This is a genomic window from Cupriavidus sp. H39, from assembly GCF_050271075.1.
In the GTDB taxonomy this organism is placed as follows: domain Bacteria; phylum Pseudomonadota; class Gammaproteobacteria; order Burkholderiales; family Burkholderiaceae; genus Cupriavidus; species Cupriavidus necator_B.
Genome location: NZ_CP189848.1, coordinates 3120328 through 3139193 on the forward strand (window position 1 = coordinate 3120328; position 18866 = coordinate 3139193).

General features: G+C 65.4%; 18 protein-coding genes. 6 read left to right on the forward strand and 12 right to left on the reverse strand.

The annotated features are described in order from the left end of the window. Nucleotides 1-11: 11 nt before the first annotated feature. Together ACOCMH_RS29820 and ACOCMH_RS29825 are read right to left on the reverse strand one after the other, a co-directional pair. Nucleotides 12-980, reverse strand: coding sequence for an ABC transporter substrate-binding protein (locus tag ACOCMH_RS29820; protein WP_427311071.1), 969 nt, complete (start codon nt 978-980; stop codon nt 12-14). 293 nt (nt 981-1273) lie between these two features. Continuing rightward, nucleotides 1274-2281: an NAD-dependent epimerase/dehydratase family protein gene (locus tag ACOCMH_RS29825; protein ID WP_427311073.1), complete on the reverse strand. Its 1008-nt coding sequence runs from the start codon at nt 2279-2281 to the stop codon at nt 1274-1276. Nucleotides 2282-2290: 9 nt separating this feature from the next. Between ACOCMH_RS29825 and ACOCMH_RS29830 the strand changes: the two genes are divergently transcribed. Both ACOCMH_RS29830 and ACOCMH_RS29835 read left to right on the forward strand, forming a co-directional pair. Beyond that, nucleotides 2291-3349: a CDP-6-deoxy-delta-3,4-glucoseen reductase gene (locus ACOCMH_RS29830; RefSeq protein WP_427311075.1), complete on the forward strand. Its 1059-nt coding sequence runs from the start codon at nt 2291-2293 to the stop codon at nt 3347-3349. 286 nt (nt 3350-3635) lie between these two features. Continuing rightward, a complete protein-coding gene (locus tag ACOCMH_RS29835) occupies nt 3636-4823 on the forward strand; it encodes an acetylornithine transaminase (protein WP_427311077.1) in 1188 nt (395 codons plus the stop codon). A gap of 280 nt (nt 4824-5103) precedes the next feature. Here ACOCMH_RS29835 and ACOCMH_RS29840 read toward each other — a convergent pair whose 3' ends face one another. The 7 genes from ACOCMH_RS29840 to ACOCMH_RS29870 all read right to left on the reverse strand — a co-directional run bounded on the left by ACOCMH_RS29840 (nt 5104) and on the right by ACOCMH_RS29870 (nt 12220). Continuing rightward, complete coding sequence (locus ACOCMH_RS29840; RefSeq protein WP_427311079.1) at nt 5104-5820, reverse strand: ABC transporter ATP-binding protein; 717 nt, start codon at nt 5818-5820, stop codon at nt 5104-5106. Between the two features lie 31 nt (nt 5821-5851). Beyond that, a complete protein-coding gene (locus ACOCMH_RS29845; RefSeq protein WP_427311081.1) occupies nt 5852-6628 on the reverse strand; it encodes an ABC transporter ATP-binding protein in 777 nt (258 codons plus the stop codon). Nucleotides 6629-6641: 13 nt separating this feature from the next. Then, on the reverse strand, nt 6642-7799 hold the full coding sequence (locus ACOCMH_RS29850) for an ABC transporter permease subunit (RefSeq protein WP_427311082.1): 1158 nt from the start codon (nt 7797-7799) through the stop codon (nt 6642-6644). A gap of 13 nt (nt 7800-7812) precedes the next feature. After that, nucleotides 7813-8748, reverse strand: coding sequence for a branched-chain amino acid ABC transporter permease (locus tag ACOCMH_RS29855; RefSeq protein ID WP_427311084.1), 936 nt, complete (start codon nt 8746-8748; stop codon nt 7813-7815). 211 nt (nt 8749-8959) lie between these two features. Continuing rightward, on the reverse strand, nt 8960-10171 hold the full coding sequence (locus ACOCMH_RS29860; protein ID WP_427311086.1) for a branched-chain amino acid ABC transporter substrate-binding protein: 1212 nt from the start codon (nt 10169-10171) through the stop codon (nt 8960-8962). Nucleotides 10172-10729: 558 nt separating this feature from the next. Continuing rightward, the gene (gene ispH / locus ACOCMH_RS29865; RefSeq protein ID WP_427311088.1) at nt 10730-11695 is read right to left on the reverse strand and encodes a 4-hydroxy-3-methylbut-2-enyl diphosphate reductase; all 966 of its coding nucleotides are present in this window, start codon (nt 11693-11695) and stop codon (nt 10730-10732) included. Nucleotides 11696-11731: 36 nt separating this feature from the next. Continuing rightward, the gene (locus tag ACOCMH_RS29870; RefSeq protein ID WP_427311090.1) at nt 11732-12220 is read right to left on the reverse strand and encodes an FKBP-type peptidyl-prolyl cis-trans isomerase; all 489 of its coding nucleotides are present in this window, start codon (nt 12218-12220) and stop codon (nt 11732-11734) included. Between the two features lie 103 nt (nt 12221-12323). Between ACOCMH_RS29870 and radC the strand changes: the two genes are divergently transcribed. The 4 genes from radC (at nt 12324) to nadB (ending at nt 15374) form a co-directional block, all read left to right on the forward strand. Continuing rightward, the gene (gene radC, locus ACOCMH_RS29875) at nt 12324-13010 is read left to right on the forward strand and encodes a RadC family protein (protein ID WP_427311092.1); all 687 of its coding nucleotides are present in this window, start codon (nt 12324-12326) and stop codon (nt 13008-13010) included. A gap of 190 nt (nt 13011-13200) precedes the next feature. Next, nucleotides 13201-13434, forward strand: a complete 234-nt coding sequence (gene rpmB / locus ACOCMH_RS29880; protein ID WP_006575661.1) for a 50S ribosomal protein L28 — start codon at nt 13201-13203, stop codon at nt 13432-13434. A 13-nt stretch (nt 13435-13447) separates the two neighbouring features. After that, nucleotides 13448-13618, forward strand: coding sequence for a 50S ribosomal protein L33 (gene rpmG / locus ACOCMH_RS29885; RefSeq protein ID WP_010814980.1), 171 nt, complete (start codon nt 13448-13450; stop codon nt 13616-13618). Between the two features lie 163 nt (nt 13619-13781). Further along, on the forward strand, nt 13782-15374 hold the full coding sequence (gene nadB, locus ACOCMH_RS29890; RefSeq protein ID WP_427311095.1) for an L-aspartate oxidase: 1593 nt from the start codon (nt 13782-13784) through the stop codon (nt 15372-15374). Nucleotides 15375-15433: 59 nt separating this feature from the next. On the opposite strand, the gene nadC is transcribed toward nadB, so the two are convergent. The 3 genes from nadC to ACOCMH_RS29905 all read right to left on the reverse strand — a co-directional run bounded on the left by nadC (nt 15434) and on the right by ACOCMH_RS29905 (nt 18765). Beyond that, nucleotides 15434-16297, reverse strand: a complete 864-nt coding sequence (gene nadC / locus ACOCMH_RS29895; RefSeq protein ID WP_427311096.1) for a carboxylating nicotinate-nucleotide diphosphorylase — start codon at nt 16295-16297, stop codon at nt 15434-15436. Continuing rightward, nucleotides 16294-17448, reverse strand: a complete 1155-nt coding sequence (gene nadA, locus ACOCMH_RS29900) for a quinolinate synthase NadA (RefSeq protein ID WP_427311098.1) — start codon at nt 17446-17448, stop codon at nt 16294-16296. Before nadA ends, nadC begins: the two co-directional genes overlap by 4 nt. 126 nt (nt 17449-17574) lie before the next feature. Beyond that, complete coding sequence (locus ACOCMH_RS29905) at nt 17575-18765, reverse strand: DesA family fatty acid desaturase (RefSeq protein WP_171515808.1); 1191 nt, start codon at nt 18763-18765, stop codon at nt 17575-17577. Between the last annotated feature and the right edge of the window lie 101 nt (nt 18766-18866).

An 18866-nucleotide genomic window follows, 5' to 3' on the forward strand; every position in this document is an offset into this window, starting at 1 on the left:
AAACTGCCGGGTTACTTGAGGAAACGCGCGTCGTACAGCTTGGTCACGTCCGGCACCTGGCGGATCACGCCGATGTCCAGCAGCACCGCGGCCGCTTCCTTGCTGAAACTGGCGAGCTCGCCGTCGAAGAACTTCTTGTTGGCCTCGCGATCCTGCCAGCGCAGGTAGGCGGACGACTTGGCGAACTGCTCGCCGGTCTGCTTGACCGCCGCGCCCATGATGTCGTTGGCCTTGGCCGGCTCCTTGCGGATCATCTCGAGCGCCTCGAAGTAGCTGTCGACCAGCGCCTGCGCGGCCTTGGGATTGTCCTTGAGCCACTTGGGCGCGCAGCCGAGCGTGTCGGTCACCATCGGATAGTCGAGCGTGGTCGCCAGGATCTTGCCCTTGTCCGGGTTCTGGCGCACCGTCGACAGGTACGGCTCATAGGTCATGGCGCCGTCGTTCTGCCCCGCCACGAAGGCTTGCGCCGCGGCCTGCGGCGACAGCGTGGTGGTCTTCACGTCCTTGAGCGACATGCCGTTCTTCTTCAGCATCCAGGCCAGGCCGAAGTACGGCGCGGTGCCCGGCGCATCGACGCCGATGGTCTTGCCCTTCAGGTCGGCAAAGCTCTTCACGTCGGTGCGCACGGCCAGGCCGTCTGCGCCGTAGGACTTGTCGAGCTGCACGATCTGGGTGATGGGCACGCCATTGGCGTTCCAGGCCACATGGGTCTCCACGGTGGTCGCCGCGCACTGGATCGCACCGGAGGCCAGCGCCAGGTGGCGGTCCTTCTGCGGGATCATCTTGATGTCGACGTCGACGCCGTTCTTCTTGAAGATGCCGGCCTTGTCGGCCAGCGTCAGCGGCGCGAAACCGGTCCAGCCGCTCATGCCCAGCGTCACCGGCGTGTTATCCGCCTGTGCCGCGCCCGCCCCCCATGCCGCCATCAGCATCGCTGCCTGCACTGCCCTCCGACCGCGAAACCTGCCTGGATTCCTCATCTGTACGCTCCTTTGGTGTGTCCGTCGACGGCGGGCCATGCGTGTGGCCGCGCTCGTTTTCGGGCATTAAACAATGCCTGTATATACAAGTCAACGTAGGGCTTTCACCAAGCAACCAGGAGGATAAATGCCCTGAAATGCGCCTTACATCACGAACGCGGCCCCATGGCGGGCACCACTCTGGCAACAGGGCACCAGTTCTGCGCACAGAAAGCGCTGCTGTATAGACAGGATTCAGACGACGCAGCTAGCCAGCAAACCCCATGCCAGGGCCTGGGATCCGCCGGAGGAAATCAGGCGTCGAAGAAGGCGTTGACGGTGGGATAACGCAGCCGCAGCCGCAGTTCGCGCTTGAGACGGCGGTTGTCGAGCCGGCGCGATTCGCTCATGAAGCTGAGCAGGGTCTTGTCCATGACCTGTAGCGCCTCGCCGCGCGTGATGCGCGGCGGACGCGGCAGCCCGCGGCGCGCGGCGACAAGGTCGAAATAGTCCGCCATGCGCAGCTCGGTATCGTCGCTGGCGTGGACCACGCGCTGCGGGCGCCCGCGGAACAGCGCCGCCACCATGATGCGCGCGAGGTCGTCGGCATGGATGTGGCTGGTATAGACGTCATCCTGCGGCACCAGCGCCGGCGTGCCGCGCTTGAGGCGCGCCACCGGCAGGCGGTCTTCGGCGTAGATGCCGGGGATGCGCACTACGCTGGTGCGCCAGCCGGCGTCGCGGCCGAACGCGCGCACCGCCTGCTCGGCGGCGACACGGCGGCGCGCGCGGGCGGTTTGCGGCCGCACCGCATGGAATTCGGCCACGCGCGCGCCTTGCCTGTCGCCGTAGACGCCGGAGGTGCTGGCGTAGACAAACGCAGCGCGGGGCCGGGTACGGTCGGGTAGAATGGCGGGCTCGCCGGGAAGCATGCCGGCAGCCGTCCTGGCACGGCGCCAGGCCGTCCGGCGCAATGCGGCGAGCAGTGCACGCGTGCGCGGATCGCCTTCGCCCTGCCCGGGTGGCGGCGCCAGGTCAAGCACCCGGGCGGCCAGCCCGCGCAGCCGTGCCAGCGTGGCCGGCCGGTCCAGGTCCGCCACCAGCGGCACCGCGCCGGCGGCACGCAGTTCGGCGCGGCGCGCCGGCTGCGAGGTCACGGCGAAGACCCGCATGCGCGACGACAGGATTCGCAGGCAGCGTGTCCCCACATCCCCGCAGCCTACGATCAGCAGGCGCGGGCGGCCCAGCCGGCGCGATGGCACCGGCAGCCGCGGAAATTGTGGAGCGCGCGCAGGCTGCAGCTTCGACAGAATTTGGCTCATAGACCGATTATGGCTTATCAAGTAACCGTCATGCCCAGCGGCCACAAGTTTGAAGTGGCCACGGACGAAACCATCCTCGGCGCTGCCCTGCGCCACAGCATCGGGCTGCCCTACGGCTGCAAGAACGGCGCCTGCGGGTCGTGCAAGGGCCGCGTGCTCGAAGGCAGCATCGTGCAGGGCGACCACGCCCCTTCGGCACTGACCGCCCAGGAAAAGACCGAGGGCCGCGCGCTGTTCTGCTGCGCCAACGCTGCCTCGGACATCACCATCGAATGCCGCGAAGTCCACGGCGCGGGCGACATCCCGATCAAGAAGGTGCCGTGCCGCGTGACCTCGCTGGAGCGCCTGGCCGACGACGTGATCGCCATCAAGCTGCAGCTGCCCGCCACCGAGCGCATGCAGTACCTGGCCGGCCAGTATGTTGAGTTCCTGCTGCGCGACGGCAAGCGCCGCAGCTATTCGATCGCCACGCCGCCGCATGAGGACGGCCCGATCGAACTGCATATCCGCCATATGCCGGGCGGTGCCTTCACCGACTACGTGTTCGGCGCGAAGGAAGGCCAGCCTGCCATGAAAGAGCGCGACATCCTGCGCTTCGAAGGGCCGCTGGGCAGCTTCTTCCTGCGCGAGGAATCGGAAGCGCCGATCATCCTGCTGGCGTCCGGCACCGGCTTCGCGCCGATCAAGGCCATCGTCGAGCATGCCGCCTACACCGGCATCACCCGCCCGATGACGCTGTACTGGGGCGGCCGCCGGCCCAAGGACCTGTATATGCACGCGCTGGCCGAGCAGTGGGCGCGCGACCTGCCCCACTTCAAATACGTGCCGGTGGTTTCCGACGCGCTACCCGAAGACAACTGGCAGGGCCGCACCGGCTTCGTCCACCAGGCGGTCATCGCCGATCACCCCGACCTGTCGGGCCACGAGGTCTACGCCTGCGGCGCGCCGGTGATGATCAACGCCGCACGCGGCGACTTCACGCGCCAGTGCCGCCTGCACGAGGATGCGTTCTTCGCCGACTCGTTCACCTCCGAGGCCGACATGCACGCGGCCCCCCCGGCGGCCTGAAGGCCGTCCACGCGCCGTTCCGCCAGCGCAACAGTGCCCGGGTCCGCCAAAATTCGTTTTGACACCCGGGCCCATGCGCCTTATATTTGCCCGCATGCACACGACCTTCAACCGACGCCGCAGCTTCCGTACGTCGCTCCCCGCTGGGGTGCCGCGCGGCTGACCGTCGACTGCGTCTGTTCATGTCAACGAGCCACGGGCAACCCCCGTGGCTTTTTGTTTTTGTTCTCGTTGCGTCTTTCGCGCCCGTCCGTCCATCGTTACACGCCGACCCCTGGAGTCCGCCATGGCATTTGCTGAGTATCCCGTCCAATCCCTGATGTACATCACCAACCGGCCCGAGCTCGTGTTCACCGAGGGCAAGGGCTCCTGGCTGACGGATCACAACGGCAAGCGCTACCTGGACTTCGTGCAGGGCTGGGCGGTGAACTGCCTGGGCCATTCCAATCCGGGCATGATCGAGGCGCTGGTGGCGCAGTCGAAGAAGATCATCAACCCGAGCCCGGCCTTCTACAACGAGCCGATGCTCAAGCTGGCCAGGCAGCTGACCGACCACAGCTGCTTCGACAAGGTCTTCTTCGCCAACAGCGGCGCCGAGGCCAACGAAGGCGCGATCAAGCTGGCGCGCAAATGGGGCCGCAAGCACAAGGATGGCGCCTACGAGATCATCACCATGGACCACAGCTTCCATGGCCGCACGCTCGCCACCATGAGCGCATCGGGCAAGGCCGGCTGGGACACCATCTTCGCGCCGCAGGTGCCGGGCTTCCCCAAGGCCGAACTGAACGACCTGGCCTCGGTGGAAAAGCTGATCACCGACAAGACCGTCGGCATCATGCTCGAGCCGGTGCAGGGCGAAGGCGGCGTGATCCCGGCCACGCGCGAGTTCATGCAGGGCCTGCGCGCGCTGGCCGACAAGCACAAGCTGCTGTTCATCGTCGATGAAGTGCAGGCCGGCTGCGGCCGCTGCGGCACGCTGTTCGCCTATGAGCTGTCGGGCGTGGAGCCGGACATCATGACGCTGGGCAAGGGCATCGGCGGCGGCGTGCCGCTGTCGGCGCTGCTGTGCAAGGCCGAGGTCGCCAGCTTCGAGGCCGGCGACCAGGGCGGCACCTACAACGGCAATCCGCTCATGACCGCGGTGGGCAGCGCCGTGATCGAGCAGCTGACCGCCCCCGGCTTCCTCGACGACGTCAAGGCCAAGGGTGAATACCTGAAGGAGCAGCTGCTGGCGCTGTCGGGCGAGTTCGGCCTCGAGGGCGAACGTGGCGAAGGCCTGCTGCGCGCGCTGCTGCTGGGCAAGGACATCGGCCCGCAACTGGTGGAGGAAGCGCGCGACATGGCCCCGCAAGGCCTGCTGCTGAACGCGCCGCGCGCCAACCTGCTGCGCTTCATGCCGGCGCTGAACGTCACGCGCGAAGAGATCGACCAGATGATCGGCATGCTGCGCACGCTGCTGAAGAAGCTGGGCTGACAAAAAAGCCTCGCGGGAGCGAGGCTTGAGAGCTACTGGCAAACGCTGCTCGTCGCAGGTTTGCTCCCCTCTCCCGCTTGCGGGAGAGGGGCCGGGGGTGAGGGCCGGCGTTTGCCAGCGCTACGAGCTTATGAAAACCGTTGGCCCTGCTTGATGTGGTTCCCAGCTAGACCACCCCTCACCCCGACCCTCTCCCCATGAGGGGAGAGGGGGAACACCTTGCTTAGGCTAGTTCGGGCGGCTTGGGAGCACCCAAAACCGTTCGATCTTGCTGGCGCCTTTACTCCCCCAGGTACGCCGCCCGCACCTTCGGATCGTCCAGCATCTGCCTGGCGTCCCCGCTCATGGTGATCAGGCCTGACTCCATCACGTAGCCGCGGTGCGCGGCCTGCAGCGCCAGGCGCGCGTTCTGCTCGACCAGCAGCACGGTCACGCCCTGCGCCGAGATGTCGCGCACGACCTCGAAGATCTTCTCCACCATGATCGGCGACAGGCCCATCGACGGCTCGTCCAGCAGCAGCACCCGGGGCTGGCTCATCAGCGCGCGCGCCATCGCCAGCATCTGCTGCTCGCCGCCGGACATGGTGCCCGCCAGCTGGTTGGCGCGTTCCTTCAGGCGCGGGAAGATGCCGAACATGCGCTCGACGTCGGCCTTGATGCCGGCCTCGTCGTTGCGCGTGTAGGCGCCCATCTGCAGGTTCTCGGTGATGGTCATGCGCGCAAACACGCCGCGGCCTTCCGGCACCATCGCCAGGCCGTGCTTGAGCAGCGCGTAGCTGGGCACGCCCTTGATCGACTTGCCCATGTACTCCACGTCGCCGCCGGCCCAGCCCTGCAGGCCGGTGATGGCCTTCATGGTGGTGGTCTTGCCGGCGCCGTTGGCGCCGATCAGCGTGACCAGTTCGCCGTCCTGGATTTCCAGGTCGATGCCCTTGACGGCCTGGATGCCGCCGTAGGCAACCTTCAGGCCGGAGATCTTCAATACTGTCTGTTTCATTGCAGGCTGATTCATGACGTCCGCTCCCGCGTCAGTGCGCCGAGGTGCCGAGGTAGGCCTCGATCACCGCGGGGTTGTTCTGCACCTCGTGTGGCAGGCCCTGGGCAATCACCTTGCCATAGTCCAGCACCGTCAGGCGGTTGCACAGTCCCATCACCAGCTTCACGTCGTGCTCGATCAGCAGGATGGTCTTGCCATCGTTCTTGATCTTGTCGAGCAGGCCGCGCAGCTCTACCTTCTCGGTCGCGTTCATGCCGGCGGCCGGTTCGTCCAGCGCCAGCAGCTTGGGCTCGGTCGCCAGCGCGCGGGCGATCTCCAGCCGGCGCTGGTGGCCGTACGACAGGTTGCGCGCGGTGAAGTTGGCGTATTTGCCGATGCCGACGTAGTCGAGCAGGTCATGCGCCAGGTCTTCGATGCCGTCTTCCTCACGCCGCACCGAGGGCGGGCGGAAGATCGCGCCGAACACGCCGGCCTTGGAGCGCACGTGGCGCCCGACCATCACGTTCTCGAGCGCGGTCATGTCGCCGAACAGCCGGATATTCTGGAACGTGCGCGCGATGCCGGCCTTGGCCACCTCATGCACGGCGGTCGGCTGGTAGGGCTTGCCACCCAGCACGAACTCGCCCGAATCCGGCGTGTACAGGCCGGTGATCACGTTGAAGAAGGTGGTCTTGCCGGCGCCGTTGGGACCGATCAGCCCATAGATCTCGCCCGGCTTGATCTGCAGGCCTACGTCGGACAGTGCCTGCAGGCCGCCGAAACGCTTGTTGACCCCCTGCACCGACAGGAGGAAATCGTTGTTGCTCATGTCTTCCTCCGGTTTACAGACGGCCGATATTGCCCGCGCGGCGCACCACCGGGCGGTCTTCCTTGCGCGGCGAGGGCCAGATGCCTGACGGGCGGTACAGCATCACGCCGACCAGGGCCAGGCCGAACAGCAGCTGGCGCAGCACCTCGGCATCGACGATCACATGGCCGAACAGGCCGGTCTGCATCGGCTCGGCGACCACGCGCAGCAGTTCCTGGAAACCCACCAGCAGCACGCCGCCCAGGATCACGCCCGGGATATGGCCCATGCCGCCCAGCACCACGATCGCCAGCACGTAGATCGATTCCCACAGCGTGAACGATTCCGGCGAGACGAAGCCCTGGAACGCACCGAACACCGCGCCCGATGCGCCGCCGAACGACGCGCCCATGGCAAAAGCCAGCAGCTTGATGTTGCGGGTGTTGATGCCCATCGCCTTGGCGGCGATCTCGTCTTCGCGGATGGCCACGAAGGCGCGCCCGATGCGCGAGTTCTGCAGCCGCAGGCTCACGAACACGATCACGATGACCAGGAACACCAGCAGGTAGTAGTACATGAACACCGGCGTGAACTTTAGCCCGAAGATCTCGTGCGACTTGGAGAAATCGAAGCCAAAGATATGCACGGGGTCGACCGCGGTGATGCCCTTGGGACCGTTGGTGATGTTGACCGGACGGTCCAGGTTGTTCATGAAGATCCGGACGATCTCGCCGAAGCCCAGCGTCACGATGGCCAGGTAGTCGCCGCGCAGCTTGAGCGTTGGCGCCCCGAGCAGCACGCCGAACGTAGCGGCTACCAGGATCGCGATCGGCAACACGAACCACATCGACACGTGGATGCCGGTGGGGAACAGCTGGTGGATCCACTCGAACTGGTTCGCCAGGTGGGGCGAGCCCAGCAGCGCCATCAGGTAGGCACCCACCGCGTAGAACGCGATATAGCCCAGGTCAAGCAGGCCGGCAAAGCCCACCACGATGTTCAGGCCTAGCGCCAGCATGATGTACAGCAGCGCGAAGTCCAGCACGCGGACCCAGTAGTTGCCGCCCAGGGTCTGGACGAAGAACGGTGCGCACAGGGCGATCACCAGGAAGCCAAGCAGTGCCGCCAGGGTCTTGGCCGGCACCTTGGATGGCGCCGCGACGGCGGCCGTGGATGGAATCGGAGTATTCATGGATTCGCTCTCCTCAGGCGCGATCCGCCACGCGTTCGCCCATGATGCCGGACGGACGGAAGACGAGCACGGTGATCAGTACGATGAAGGCAAAGACATCCTGGTAGTTCGAGCCGAACACGCCGTTGGTCAGGTCGCCGATGTAGCCGGCGCCGAGCGCTTCGATCAGGCCCAGCAGCATGCCGCCGACCATGGCGCCCGCAAGGTTGCCGATGCCGCCCAGCACCGCGGCGGTAAACGCCTTCAGGCCGGGAATGAAGCCCATGTAGAAGTGGGCGTTGCCGTAGTTGGTGGCCATCATCACGCCGGCCAGCGCGGCCAGGGTGGCGCCGATCATGAAGGTGGCGGAAATGACGAAATTGGGGTTCACGCCCATCAGGCCGGCCACCTTCTGGTTCTCGGCGGTGGCGCGCATGGCGCGGCCGAGCTTGGTGCGGTTGACCAGGGCCAGCAGGCCGGACATCACCATCACGGCCATGCCGATGATGACCATTTCCTTGCCGGTGATGGTGGCGCCGGTCGAGCCGATGTCGATCGGGTTGGACGGCAGCAGCTGCGGGAACGTCAGCGGGTTGCGCGACCAGATCAGCATGCCCATGGTCTGCAGGATGATGGAAACCCCGATCGCGGTGATCAGCGGTGCCAGCCGTGGCGCATTGCGCAAGGGCCGGTAGGCGATCCGCTCGATCGAATAGGACAGGATCGCGCAGACCGGCATGGCGATCAGCGTGGCAATCACCAGCGTCAGCCATTCAGGCAGGCCGGGGGCGAACTTCTGCAATCCGAGGATGGCTGACAGGGCGGTCAGCGCGCCGATCATCAGCACGTCGCCGTGGGCGAAGTTGATGATGCCGAGAATGCCGTAGACCATGGTGTAGCCCAGTGCGATCAGCGCATAAATGCTGCCGAGCACCAGACCGTTCACGATCTGCTGGATAAAGATATCCATGAAAACTCCTGCTTCAGTCCCAGACCTTACGGCATGGTGTGGATGCCGGGGGGACTCTGGTGTGTGATGGGTAACGTTGCGGTGGTGGTTTGCTGGTGAGCGGCCTGCCCTGCTCCATCCATGGTAAGGATGCTTCTACATTAGGCCAGGCTAAAAAGAACGGCACCGCAAAATACTCACGGTGCCGTTCGGATGGGCCGGTAAGCCCAGATTACATCTTCACGACGTCGAGGACGGACTTCTTCTTGTCCTTGTACTCGTACAGCGTGATGGTGCCTTCCTTCATGTCGCCCTTCTCGTCGAAGGCGATATTGCCGATCACACCCTTGTAGTTGGTCTTGGGCATTTCGGCCAGGATGGCAGCCGGTTCGGTCGAGTTGGCGCGCTTCATGGCATCGACGACGACCATCACGGCGTCATACGTGAACGGTGCGTAGATCTGCACCGGGGCGTTGAAGCGAGCCTGGTAGCGCTTGTCAAAGTCGGCACCGGTCTCCATCTTCGACAGGGCCAGGCCTGCCTCCGAGCAGATGATGTTGGTCACGGCATCGCCGGCCAGCTCGGCCACCTTGTCGGTGCAGACGCCGTCGCCGCCAACGATCTTGGCGCCGATGCCCAGTTCCTTGGCCTGCTTGGCGAACGGGCCGCCGGTGGCGTCCATGCCGCCGTACATGATCACGTCCGGCTTCTTGCCCTTGATCTTGGTCAGGATGGCCTTGAAGTCGGTGGCCTTGTCGTTGGTAGCCTCACGCGCGACCACGTTCACGCCGGAAGCCTTGGCGGTCTTCTCGAACTCGTCGGCCAGGCCCTTGCCGTAGGCAGTGGCATCGTCGACGATGGCCACGCTCTTGGCGTGCAGGGTCTTGGCGGCGTAGTTGGCCAGCGCCGGGCCCTGCTGGGCGTCGGTGGCGACCACGCGGTATGTGGTCTTGAAGCCTTGCTTGGTGTAGTCCGGGTTGGTCGACGACGGCGAGATCTGCACGATGCCGGCGTCGCTGTAGATCTTCGACGCGGGAATCGACACGCCCGAGTTCAGGTGGCCGACCACGGCCACGACCTTGGCGTCGACCAGCTTCTGCGCCACGGCGGTGCCGGTCTTCGGGTCGGCCGCATCATCTTCGCCGACCAGTTCCAGCTTGACCTTCTTGCCGCCGATCTCCAGGCCCTTCTTGTTGACTTCTTCCACGGCCAGGCGGGCGCCGTTTTCGTTGTCCTTGCCAAGGTGCGCGATGCCGCCGGTCAGCGGGGCCGCGTGGCCGATCTTGACGACGGTTTCGCCGCCGCCGGCTGCCGGCGCTGCGGGAGCCGCTGCTGCCGGCGCCGAAGAGGCCGCATCCGCCGGCTTTTCTTCCTTCTTGCCGCAAGCTGCGACCAGCGCCACTGCGGCCGCGATCGGCAGAATCTTGGCAAACGTGATTTGCATGAGTGATCTCCTAGGATTCACAAAAACAGGGATTTGCAACGCCGCCCGGACGTTTCCCCTGGACCGCCTTTGTTTAGTTTCAATTTGAAACGCGCGCATTGTATCCCCTTTCCAAGTCGATGCAATACGCGACGCAACATCCTTGACGATTTACCGGCCATTTAAGCTAGGGAATTTCCCCAATGCACAGATTGCGGCAATTCCCGCTCACATGACGCGGCCGCCCCTCCTTCTTACAAGAACCGTGCCTGCACCGCCCCAGGCGGCAAGGAAGCATCGCCGGCACCACCTATAATGCACCTTTATTAATTAGGTGTTCCATTTAAATCGCGTGGCGCTGCTCTCTAATGTGCAGAATGTAGCGCCGCACCATAATAGGGAAAACCCCAGCTTCGGGGATTACCCTGATTAGCGCCCCGGCACGAATCGCGGGCGTGCCGGCACCAGCGGCGGGCATTATCCCCAGCCTGGGAGACGCCAGAAACAAAAAGGGCGCCGCAACAGCGGCGCCCTTTTATCAGGCAGGCATTCAAGCGGCGGGCCACGCCCGCAACGCGCTCAGGCGGCTGCACTGGTAGGCAGCAAGCCGCGCGGCAGCGGGAACGCCATGTTTTCCTCGATGCCGTCGAGCGGCCGCACCTGGCGCGCACCCAGTTCGCGCAGGCGCTCGACGATGGACTGGGCCAGCGCCTCGGGCGCCGAGGCTCCGGCGGTCAGGCCGATGCGTCGCTTGCCGGCGACCCACTCCGGCCGCACCTGCTCGGGTGCGTCGACCATGTAGGCCGGCACGCCCAGCCGCTCGGCCAGTTCGCGCAGGCGGTTGGAGTTGGAACTGTTGGGACTGCCGACCACGATCACCACTTCAACCTGCGGCGCCATGAACTTCACCGCGTCCTGGCGGTTTTGCGTGGCATAGCAGATGTCCTGCTTCTTGGGCTCGCGGATCTCCGGGAAGCGGGCCTTGAGCGCGGCCACGATCTCGCGGGTCTCGTCCACCGACAGCGTGGTCTGGGTAACGTACGCCAGCCGCGACGGATCGGCGATCTGCAGCGTCTGGACATCGCCGACCGACTCCACCAGCACCATGCCGCCGTTGGCCTGGCCCATCGTGCCTTCAACTTCCGGGTGGCCGCGGTGGCCGATCATCACGATCTCGCAGCCCTGCGCGCGCAGCTTGCTCACTTCCACGTGCACCTTGGTCACCAGCGGGCAGGTGGCATCGAAGACGTGCAGTCCGCGCCGGGCGGCCTCTTCGCGCACTTCGCGCGACACGCCATGGGCGCTGAAGATGACGGTGGCGCCGGCGGGCACCTCGTCGAGCTCGCCCACGAACACCGCGCCCTTGCGGCGCAGGTCGGCCACCACATAGGCGTTGTGGACGATTTCGTGGCGGACGTAGATGGGTGCGCCGAAGCGCTCGAGGGCGCGCTCGACGATCTCGATGGCGCGGTCCACGCCGGCGCAGAAGCCGCGTGGCTGGGCCATCAGGATTTCTGCAGCGGGTGCGGGGGTCAGGTCGGGCATGCGGCGGTATCCGGACAGGTTCGACGTGGCAACGGTTCAGAGAATGCCGATCAGCTGCACGTCGAACAGGATGGTCTGCCCAGCCAGCGGATGGTTGAAGTCGAACAAGGCGGCGGTCTCGCCGATCTCCTTGAGCACGCCGGCGTACTTACCGCCGCCGGGCGCGTTGAACTCCACCAGATCGCCGGGGCTGTAGTCCTCTTCGAACGAACTGTTCTCGCGCAGCGTGGCCAGCGACACCCACTGCAGCAGCTCGGTGTTGCGGGGGCCGAAGGCCTGCTCCGGCGCCAGGCGGTAGGTCATGCGCTCGCCTTCGGGCATGCCCAGCAGCGCCTGTTCAAGCGTCGGCGCGAACTGGCCCTGCCCCAGCAGCAGCGTGGCGGGCTTCTCCTCGAACGTGCTGACGACCTCGGTGCCGTTCTCGAGCGCGATGCTGTAGTGCAGGGTCAGGAAAGAGTCGGCCTGGACAGTCTTGCGGCCAGCCGTGCCGCCGTCGGCTTCCGACGCGAAAGTTTGCAAATTCATGGGTGATCAACCAGGGAACAACCCGTATTGTATTCGACTGGCCCATAGCCCGCCGCCCCAGGGCCGCAGGCCCCTGTTCCTGACGCGACTACTCTGGATGCCCATGACCATTGCCAAATGGCCCGCCTGCGAGCGGCCCCGCGAGAAACTGCTGGAAAGCGGCCCTGCCGCCCTGTCCGATGCCGAATTGCTGGCCGTTTTGCTGCGCGTGGGCGCGGCCGGCAAGAGTGCCGTGGACCTCGCACGCGAGCTGCTGCACCGCTTCGGCTCGCTGACCGCCCTGTTCGCGGCCGAGGGGCACGCCCTGAGCGGCGTCCGTGGCATGGGCGCCGCAAAGTTCGCCCAGTTGCAGGCCATCCCGGAACTGGCCCGGCGCGCGCTGGCCGAGTCGCTGCGGCTGCCCGCCGGCTTCAACTCGCCGGAGTCGGTGCGCGGCTACCTGCGCCTGACTCTGGCACCGCTGCAGCATGAGGTCTTCATGTGCCTGTTCCTGGATCCCGGCAACCGCATGCTTGCCAGCGAGGAGTTGTTCCGCGGCACGCTGACGCGCACCTCGGTCTATCCGCGCGAGGTGGCGCGCCAGGCGCTGGCGCATAATGCGGCCGGCGTCATCGTTGCCCACAACCATCCGCGCGGCACCACCGAGCCCAGCCAGAGCGACATCCACCTGACGCGCGAACTGGCGCGCACGCTCGACCTGATCGATGTGCGGCTGCTCGACCACTTCATCGTGGCGGGGCATGAAATCCGCTCGCTGGCGGAATCCTGCGAGCGCCTGCCCGGGCTGTGACGCCTACGCCACGACTGAACCGGAGCGCAACACCCGGCTGCGGCAGAGCACAGAAGGCATTGATTCGCCGGGGGAATCCGGTCTATAATGCCCGTTTTGCTGAAGTCTCAACCGCTGCAGTCCGGGCCCGCGCGCCTTTTGTTGATCTGTTGCGAACATTGTCCACGAATAGAAGATTTAGGAGTGCTTCATGGCACGCGTCTGTCAAGTGACCGGGAAAGCGCCGATGGTCGGCAACAACGTTTCCCACGCAAACAACAAGACCAAGCGCCGTTTTCTGCCCAACCTGCAGAATCGTCGTTTCTTCGTTGAATCCGAAAACCGCTGGGTGAGCCTGCGCGTCTCGAACGCCGGCCTGCGCCTGATCGACAAGAAAGGCATCGACTCCGTGCTCGCCGACCTGCGCGCACGCGGCGAAGTCTAATTAGGAGTACATCATGGCAAGCAAGGGCGGCCGCGACAAGATCAAGCTGGAATCGACCGCAGGTACGGGTCACTTCTACACCACCACCAAGAACAAGCGCACCATGCCGGAAAAGATGGAGATCATGAAGTTCGATCCCGTCGCCCGCAAGCACGTCGCTTACAAGGAAACCAAGATCAAGTAATTGATCCGGTATCCCGCCAGAAAGCCCCGCCCTGCCGCGGGGCTTTTTGTTGCCCGGCGATTTCACCTCGGCCCCGTCTACTGATGCACGGGATGGTGCGCCGGGTGTAGACTTTGCCGTTTCCCCCACCTGCCAAGCGCCCTGCCGGCGCTCTCCTTGCACCATGAATTTCGACGTCGCCATCGTCGGCAGCGGCCTGGCCGGCCTTACGGTCGCATTGCAACTGGCCGACACCCACCGGGTGGCCATCCTCAGCAAGCGCGCCATGACGCAAGGCGCCAGTGACTGGGCGCAAGGCGGCATCGCCGCCGTGCTGGATTCTGGCGACAGCCATGATGAGCATACGCAGGACACGCTCGTTGCTGGTGCGGGGCTGTGCGATGAGGAGGCCACGCGTTTTATCGTGGAGCACGGGCGCGAGGCGATCCAGTGGCTGATCGACCGCGGCGTGCCGTTCACGCGCGACGCGCAGGCCGAGCTGGGCTTCCACTTGACCCGCGAAGGCGGCCATAGCCGCCGGCGCATCATCCACGCCGCCGACGCCACTGGCCATGCCGTGGTCAGCACGCTGCTGCAGCAGGCCACGCAGCACCCGAACATCACCATCCTGGAAGACCACTTCGCGATCGACCTGATCACTTCGCGCAAGATGGGGCTGCCGGGCAACCGCTGCTACGGCCTTTACGTGCTGGACGACCGCACCGGGGCCGTGCACACCGTCACCGCCACGCACACCGTGCTGGCCGCGGGCGGTGCGGGCAAGGTCTATCTTTACACCACCAACCCGGACACGGCCACCGGCGACGGCATTGCCATGGCCTGGCGCGCGGGCTGCCGGGTGTCGAACATGGAGTTCATCCAGTTCCACCCGACCTGCCTGTACCACCCCTATGCCAAGTCCTTCCTGATCTCCGAAGCGGTGCGTGGCGAAGGCGGGCTGCTCAAGCTGCCCGACGGCACGCGCTTCATGCCCGAGCACGATGAGCGCGCCGAACTGGCCCCGCGCGACGTGGTCGCGCGCGCGATCGACTTCGAAATGAAGAAGCGCGGACTGGACTGCGTCTATCTCGATATCACGCACCAGCCTGAAGCCTTCCTGAAAGAACACTTCCCGACCATCCATGCGCGCTGCCTGGAACTCGGCATCGATATCACGCGCGAGCCCATCCCGGTGGTGCCGGCCGCGCACTACACCTGCGGTGGCGTGGTCACGGACACCATGGGCCGCACCGATATCGGCAACCTCTACGCCGTGGGCGAAACCGCCTGCACCGGCCTGCACGGCGCCAACCGGCTGGCTTCGAACTCGCTGCTCGAATGCATGGTGATCGGCCGCGCCGCCGCGGAAGACATCGCAGCGCAGGACAAGGCCGGCGCGCCCAATATCGCGCTGCCAGCGTGGGACGAGAGCCGCGTGTCGGATGCCGACGAAGAAGTCGTGGTGTCCCACAACTGGGACGAGTTGCGTCGCATGATGTGGAATTACGTCGGCATCGTGCGCACCAGCAAGCGCCTGGAACGCGCGCAGCACCGCATCGTGCTGCTGCGCGAGGAGATTGCCGAGTATTACGCCAATTTCCGCGTCACGCGCGATTTGCTGGAACTGCGCAACCTGGTGGAGGTAGCCTCGCTGATCGTCGACAGCGCCTACTCGCGCCATGAAAGCCGCGGCCTGCATTTCAGCCGGGACTATCCGGATTCGTTGCCGAAAGCGCTGCCGACGGTCATGCAGCCGCCTGCAGTCCGCAAGCGCTGAGCCGCCAATCCGCCGACTGCGTGCTCCCTCTCCCGCTTGCGGGAGAGGGAAACAAGCCCTCAGCCAATGATCCGCAGCGAGTAATCCGTCGCGCGCACATCCTTGGTCAGCGCGCCCACCGAGATCCGGTCGACGCCGGTCTCGGCGAAGGTGCGGATGGTCTCGGCGTTGACGCCGCCCGACACTTCCAGCAGCGCCCTGCCCTGGTTGATCTTCACTGCGTCCTGCATCATCGGCACGGTGAAGTTGTCGATCAGCACCGACTTCGCCCCGGCGGCCAAGGCTTGTTCCAGCTCGGCCAGGGACTCTACCTCGATCTGCACCGACGCCTGCGTATCGAGCGCCAGCGCCGCCCGCATCGCCGCGCCGATGCTGCCGGCCGCGGCGATATGGTTTTCCTTGATCAGGATGCCGTCATACAGCGCCAGCCGCTGGTTCTCGCCGCCGCCGATACGGACCGCGTACTTCTGCGCCAGGCGCAGGCCGGGCAGCGTCTTGCGGGTATCGAGCACGCGCGCACGGGTGCCGGCGATCAGGTCGGCATAGCGACGCGTGGCGGTTGCCACGCCCGACAACAATTGCAGGAAATTCAGCGACGGCCGCTCGGCGGTCAGCAGCGCGCGGGCCGGGCCCGTAATCTCGCACACCACCGAGTCCGGCGCCATGCGGTCGCCTTCCTGCTGCAGCCATCGCACTGCCAGGGCCGGGTCCACCGCGCGCATGCAGGCATCGAACCACGGCTGGCCGCACAGCACCGCCGACTCGCGCACGATCACGCGCGCGTGCGCGGCCTTGTCCGCGGGCACCAGCAGGCCGGTCAGGTCGCCGCTGCCGACATCCTCCGCGATGGCCGCCTGCACGTTGGCCTGCAGCGCTGCCTGCAGAGCCGGGCCGTAGCTATCGAAAATCGGGTTCACGCTCATGCCGGGCCGATCCCCTGGAACAGCGCCTGCTCTTTGGCCAGGTCGGCCGACGGCCGTACATTGCGCTTCTGCGCGGCAGCGAAGTCCAGCATGCGGTCGATGCACGTGACCGCCTGGCGGCCGATCACGGGATCGACATGAATCTCGTTGCGGCCGGTCTCCAGCACCTCGGCCAGGTTGGTCAGCGCGTTCATCGCCATCCACGGGCAATGCGCGCAGCTCTTGCAGGTGGCGCTGTTGCCGGCGGTGGGCGCTTCGATGAAGCGCTTGCCCGGCGCGGCCATGCGCATCTTGTGCAGGATGCCGTTGTCGGTGGCGACGATGAATTCGGTCGCGTCCAGCTTCTGCGCGGCCTCGATCAGCTGCGAGGTGGATCCGACTACATCGGCCTGCGCCACCACGTTCTCCGGCGATTCCGGATGCACCAGGATCTTGGCGTTGGGGAATTCACGGCGCAGCAGGTCCAGCTCGATGCCCTTGAACTCGTCGTGCACCAGGCACGAGCCCTGCCACAGCAGCATGTCGGCACCGGTCTGCTTCTGGATATAGCTGCCCAGGTGCTTGTCCGGTGCCCACAGGATCTTCTTGCCCTGCGCATGCAGGTGCTCGACGATCTTCAGGCCGATGCTCGAGGTCACCATCCAGTCCGCGCGCGCCTTCACGGCGGCACTGGTGTTGGCGTAGACCACCACGGTGCGATCCGGATGCGCATCGCAGAAGGCGGCGAATTCGTCGGCCGGGCAACCCAGGTCGAGCGAGCAGGTCGCGTCCAGGTCCGGCATCAGCACGGTCTTCTCGGGGCTGAGGATCTTGGCGGTCTCGCCCATGAAGCGCACGCCGGCCACCACCAGCGTCCTGGCTTCGTGGTCGCGGCCGAAACGCGCCATTTCGAGGGAGTCGGAAACACAGCCGCCGGTTTCTTCGGCGAGGTCCTGCAGGTCGGCGTCGACGTAGTAGTGCGCCACCAGCACCGCATTGCGCTCCTTCAGCAAGCGGCGGATACGCTCCTTCAGCGACTGGCGTTCATCAGGCGACAGCACTGGCGGCACCTTGGCCCAGGCATGGGCCACGCAACTGGCGCCTGCGGCGTTTTCGGCATCCATCAGGTTCGGCTTCTCGAACTCGACGGTCTTGATCGATTGTGGGGTCATCTCCGGGTACTCCTCTAGACCTCCGCCAACAGGGTGCGGCCGGCCAGAACATGGGGGAGTTTATCTAAAACAAAAGCCCCGCCATGGGCGGGGCTTTGTCAAACCATACGGCGCGGCCGAATTGTATCAGGCGTAGCGGCGCAGGCGCAGCGAGAAATCATGCAGCGCCTGGATACCGCTGGCCTCGGCACGGTGGCACCAGGCCTGCAGCTGCTGCAGGAGCTGCTCGCGCGTCAGGTTGGAACGGCCCCAGATGGCGGCCAGTTCACGGCGCATTTCGACGAAAGTCTGCAGCGCCTTGTTGTGCTCGACGATGCTCGCCAGCTGCTCGCGCTGCTGCGCGGCCAGCTTGGTTTCCTCGCGGTGGAACCACTTGCCGGCGGGCTTGAAGCTGCGGTACTCAGCCACGCGCCCTTCCTTGAGCTTTTCCAGCTCCTGGCGGAACGCGCCCTTGACGGCCTTGGCGTAGCGCGCCATGACGTCATAGCGGTTGGCAATGATGGCTTCCAGCGTGTTGTGGTCGACCGGACGGGCTTCCACCAGGCGCGCCTTGGGCGGGGTCTTCTTGACCTTGGCCAGGCCGACCGCCTGCATCGCGCGGATATAGCCCCAGCCCACGTCGAACTCATACCACTTGATCGAAAACTTGGCCGAGGTCGGATACGTGTGATGGTTGTTGTGCAGCTCTTCGCCGCCGATGATCAGGCCCCACGGCGACACGTTGGTCGATGCGTCCTCGCAATCGTAGTTGCGGTAGCCCCACCAGTGGCCCAGGCCATTGATGACGCCGGCGGCATGGATCGGGATCCACAGCATCTGCACCGCCCACACGGTCATGCCGATCACGCCGAACAGCGCCAGGTCGATGATCAGCATCAGGCCGACGCCCTGCCAGCCGAAGCGCGAGTACACGTTGCGCTCGATCCAGTCGTTGGGGCAGCCATGGCCGAACTTGGCGACGGTTTCCTTGTTCTTGGCCTCGGCGCGATACAGTTCGGCGCCTTCCAGCAGCACCTTGCGGATGCCGCGGGTCTGCGGGCTGTGCGGATCGTCTTCGGTTTCGCACTTGGCGTGGTGCTTGCGATGGATGGCGGTCCACTCGCGCGTGACCATGCCCGTGGTCAGCCACAGCCAGAAGCGGAAGAAGTGCTGCGCGATGGGGTGCAGATCCAGCGACCGGTGCGCCATGCAGCGGTGCAGGAAGATGGTGACGCCGGCGATCGTGATATGCGTCATCACGAGCGTGTAGATGACGATCTCCCACCAGGTCCAGTTGGCGAGGCCGTTGGCGGCCCAGTCAAGAATAGTGTCGAACAAACTGTTCTCCGTCGGTTAAACAGGGACTTTCCCGTGCAAGCCGGCTCGGCCGGTACACACAACGCGCAGAAAAAATAGCTGCGAATCAGTTGATTGCGATA